Raw genomic sequence first — 5133 nt, forward strand, 5'->3', positions numbered from 1 at the left:
CCCGGCCACCCCGGCGGCCGCCTGGGTGTGCCCGATGTTCGACTTCACCGACCCGAGCAGCACCGGCCGGTCCGCCGGCCGCCGGCCGTAGGTGGCCAGCAGCGCCTGGGCCTCGATCGGGTCGCCCAGCGTCGTCCCGGTGCCGTGCCCCTCCACCACATCCACATCAGCCGTCGTCAGCCCCGCATCCGCCAACGCCGCCCGGATCACCCGCTCCTGCGACCGGCCACTCGGCGCCGTCAGACCATTCGACGCACCATCCTGATTCACCGCCGAACCACGCACCACCGCCAACACCCGGCGGCCGTGACGACGCGCGTCCGACAACCGCTCCACCAGCAGAACGCCCACGCCCTCGGCCATCCCGAAGCCGTCCGCGGCGTCCGCGTAGGCCTTGCACCGGCCGTCGGCGGCGAGGCCACGCTGCCGGGAGAAACCGAGCAGGCCCTCYGGGCTCGACATGATGGACACGCCCGCGACCAGCGCCAGGCCGATCTCGCCGGCCCGCAGGGCGGCGGCCGCGGTATGCAGGGCGACGAGCGAGGACGAGCACGCCGTGTCCACGGTCAACGCGGGCCCCTCGAAGCCGAACGCGTAGGACACCCTGCCGGAGAGCACGCTCGCGGCCCGGCCGATGACGAGATATCCCTCGTCCGCCCGCTCGCCGGACACCTCGCTCGCATAGTCCTGGCCGTGCGTGCCGACGTACACCCCGGTCGGCGTGCCCGCGAGCGACGTCGGGTCGAGACCCGCCCGCTCCAGCACCTCCCAGGACGTCTCCAGCAGCAGCCGCTGCTGCGGGTCCATCGCCTGCGCCTCCCGCGGCGAGATCCCGAACAGGCCGGCGTCGAAGCCCGTCACGTCGGTGAGGAAGCCGCCGGCGCGCACGTAGGTCCGTCCCGGGCGGTCCGGGTCGGGGTCGTAGAGCTCGGTGAGGTTCCAGCCGCGGTCCGTCGGCAGCGGGCCGACGACGTCCACGCCGTCGCTGGCGACCTGCCACAGGTCGGCCGGCGAGCCGATCCCGCCCGGGAACCGGCAGGCCATGGCGACGATCACGATCGGGTCGTCGGTCCGGTCCTGCTCCCGGTTACGGCCGCCGCTCCCCCGGGCGGCGCCGGCCGCCACGGCGGTGACGGCCCGCGGCGGGTCGCCGGGCGCGGAGGGCCCGTCCGGGAGGTCCGGGGCGAGCTGCGCCGCCAGGTGGCCGGCGAGCGATCGGGGCGTGGGATGGTTGAACACCACGGTCGCCGACAGCCGCACCCCGGCCGCGGTGATCAGGCCGTTGCGCAGCTCCACGCTGGTAAGCGAGTCGAAGCCGAGGTCCCGGAAGGCCCGGTCCGGCTCGACCGCGGCCGGATCGGTGTGGCCGAGGACGACCGCCGCGGTCGCCTGGACCAGTTCCAGCAGAATCTCGTCCCGGGTACCGGCCGACGCAGCGGCGAGCCGGTCGCGCAGAGCGGACCGGTCAGGCGCCGCGGGGCCCGCCGACACGGCGGCGCGGCGGCGGGCCGGCGCCGGCACGAGTCCGCGCAGCAGGGGTGGCAGCGACTCGCGCCGCCGGAGCGCGCCCAGGTCGAGCAGTACGGGGACCAGCTCCGGCCGGCTGTCCACCAGGGCGGAGTCGAACAGGGCGAGGCCGTCGGCCGCCGTCAGTGCCCTGGTTCCGTCGCGGGTCATGCGGGCCCGGTCGGTCGCGCTCAGCCGGCCGCCCATTCCGGCGGCCTCCTGCCACAGTCCCCACGCCAGCGACACCGCGGGCAGACCAGCCGCCCGCCGGTGCCGGGCGAGCGCGTCGAGGAAGCCGTTGCCGGCCGCGTAGTTGCCCTGGCCCGCGCCACCGAAGACTGAGGCGGCCGAGGAGTAGAGCACGAACGCGGCGAGGTCGAGGCCGGCGGTCAGCTCGTGCAGGTGCCAGGCGGCATCCGCCTTGGTCCGCAGGACGGCGTGCCAACGCGGTTCGTCGAGGGCCTCGATGACGCCGTCCTCGACGATGCCCGCGACGTGCACCACCGCGGTGAGGCGGTCGGCGACGGACGCGACGATCTCGGCCACGGCAGCGCGGTCGGCCACGTCGGCGGCGACCGCGCGCACGGTGACACCCGTCGCGCGCAGCTCGGCGACCTGCTCCTCCCCCGCCACGGACCGAGCGACGAGAACCAGCTCCCGCACCCGGTGGACCCGGGCGAGATGGTCGGCGGCCAGCCGGCCGAGGCCCCCGGTGGCGCCCGTGACGAGGACGGTGCCTCCCTCGAGAGGCGACCGCGCCGGCGCCGGGGCCCGCTCGGCGCGCCGCAGCCGCGCGGCCGACACCTCGGTCCCGCCTGCCCCCGCCGGCCGGACGGCGACCCACGGCTCGTCGGCCGGCGCGCCCAGACCCGCCGCGATCGCCTCCAGCCAGGGAGTCTCGCCGACCGAGGGGGGTTCCGGCAGGTGGTAGGCCCGGTCCAGGTTGAGCAGGCCGAACCGCCCCGGGTGTTCCGCCTGCGCGGCGCGTACCAGCCCGCGCACCGACCCGTGGGCCAGGTCGCCGTCCCGCGTGACGACCACGAGACGGGACGAGGCGCTGTCGGGATCGGCCAGCCAGTCCTGGAGAACGCGCAGTGTCCGCAGCCCGGCGGCACGCACCGCGCCGGGAACGTCTCGGACGGTGACGGCTGCGCCCGGGACCGTGCCGGCGTCCCCACCGGCACCACCGGCACCACCGTCGACACCCGTGGCGCTGGCGGGAACGAAGACCACGAACGGGGGACGGGCTGCCCGCTCGGCCACGGGAGCGCCCGTGACTCCGCCGCTACCGCCGGGAACGGCGGAGTCGCGAACGGCGGAGCCGGGGTGGAAGGCCCAGTCCGTGCCGCGCACCGCGGCGGCGTCCGTCTGTTCCCATCGCACCTCGAACAGCGCGTGCGACCGCCGCGCCGCGCCACGCCCGGCCGTCAGCCGCTCCGGGTCGACGGGGCGGACCACCAGTGCCTCGACGTCGATCACCGCGGCGCCCTCGTCGTCGACCCCGCTGATCGTCATGGTGTCGGGCCCGGCAGGCGCGATCCGCACCCGCAGGGAGCGGGCCCCGGTCGCCCACAGCTGCACCCCCGACCAGGCGAAGGCCAGGCGTGGCTGGTCCGGGTCGGGGAAGAACCCGGCCACGCCCAGCGGGTGCAGCGCCGCGTCCAACAGCACCGGATGCAGGCCATATCCGTCCGAGGGCTCGGTGCCGTCGGAGAGTTCCACGCCGTCCGAGCGCAGCCACCGGGACGCGGGTGAAGCGCCCCCGGCGGGGGCGACGGCCGCGTCCGGGAGCGTGACCTCGGCGTAGACGGTGCCCTCGGCCACCCACGCCGCGCGCAGCGCGTGGAACGCGGGGCCGTAGTCGACAGGAAGCCGGTCGTAGCACTCGTCGATGTCGACAGGGCTGGCGGCGGCCGGGGGCCACGACGCCGCCCAGCCAGGCCGACCGGTCGGGCCGGTCGGGCCGCCAGTCGCGATGCCCGCTGGCTGGGCGAGGATTCCGCGGGCGTTCTCGGTCCAGGCCTCGTCCGGGCTGGTCCGGGAGTGGACCGTGACGGGGCGCGACCGCTCGCCATCCGGCGGACCGACGACGATCTGGATGTCCGTGCCGGCGGCCGGGTTCGCGGTGGTGGTCTCAGGCGTGGCGGCCTCGGTGGTGGTTGCAGCGGTGCTGGTGGTAGCGGTGGTCGCGGCGGGCTCGTCGATCAGGATCGGCGCGGAGATCGTCAGCTCGGCGAGGACGGGCCGCCCCACCCGATCTCCGATCCACGCCAGGACGTCGAGCAGCGCCGAACCGGGCAGCACCACGGCACCGCCGACACGGTGGTCGGCCAGCCACGGGTGGYGATCCGTCGTCAGCCGGCCCGTGTAGAGCAGACGGCCATCACCGCCGGGGCCGCCTTCCGTGAGACCGGCCGCGAGCGGGTCGGGGGACGTGTCCGGGAAGGACTCTCCTGCGACGGTGACACCGGCACCGAGGAGCGGATGGTCGACCGGATCGAGTCCGGCCGTGGAGACGTCGCCGAGGCCGTCCCCGCCGGAGGGGTCCGCGTCCAGCCAGTAGCGCTCGTGCTGGAACGGATAGGTCGGCAGGTCAGGCCCCACACCCACACCCACCACGGCCCCGCCGCGCCCGCCGAACACCCCGGACCAGTCCACCGGAACCCCCCGCACGAACAACTCCGCCGCCGACCGCAGAACACGCCCACCATCCCCCTCACCACGCCGCAGCGACCCCACCACCACCGCATCCGACACCCCCACCTCCTCCAACACCTCACCCACCGCCCCCACCAACACCGGATGCGCCCCCACCTCCACAAACGACCGGAACCCCTCCCCCGCCAACACCCCCACCGCACCCGCGAACCCCACCCTCGACCGCAGATTCCGAAACCAGTAATCCCCCTCCAACTCCCCCGCCCCCGACACCCACCGACCCTCCACCGTCGAAAAAAACGGAACCCGAGGCACCACCGACCGCACCCCCGCCAACAACTCCCGCAACTCCCCCGCCACCCCATCCACCTGCGACGAATGCGACGCATAATCCACCGCCACCCACCGCACCCGCACACCCCGCCCCTCCAACACCCCCACCAGCTCCACCAGACCAGCCCGCTCACCCGACACCACCGTCACCCCCGGGCCATTCACCGCCGCCACCTCAACCCCCACCGGCAACAACCCCACAACCTCATCCACCGGCAGGAACACCGACACCATCCCACCCCGACCCGACAACCTCTCCGCCACCACCCGACTACGACCCACCACAACCCGCACCGCATCACCCACCCCCAAAGCCCCCGCCACACACGCCGCCACCACCTCACCCTGGGAATGACCCAGCACCGCACCCGGAACCACCCCCAGCTCACCCCACACCCGCACCAACCCCAAACCCACCGCGAACGACGCCGGCTGCACCACCTCCACCCTCTCCAACACCCCGTCCGACCCCACCCCCCGCAACACATCGATCAACGACCAGTCCACCAACCCCGCCAACACCCCAGAAACCTCCTCCACCACCCCCCGAAACACCTCCGACAACCGCGAAGAACCCCCCAACAAACCCGCACCCATACCCACCCACTGCGCCCCCTGACCCGGAAAAACAAAAAC

1 protein-coding gene is annotated in these 5133 nt (G+C 74.5%); it reads right to left on the reverse strand.

Annotated features, from left to right (window positions below; translation table 11 throughout):
* A partial coding sequence (locus BBK14_RS36780) for a type I polyketide synthase (RefSeq protein WP_131802191.1) occupies positions 1–5133 on the reverse strand: 5133 nt, incomplete at both ends.

It is taken from the genome of Parafrankia soli, assembly GCF_001854695.1.
Taxonomy (GTDB): Bacteria; Actinomycetota; Actinomycetes; order Frankiales; family Frankiaceae; genus Parafrankia; species Parafrankia soli.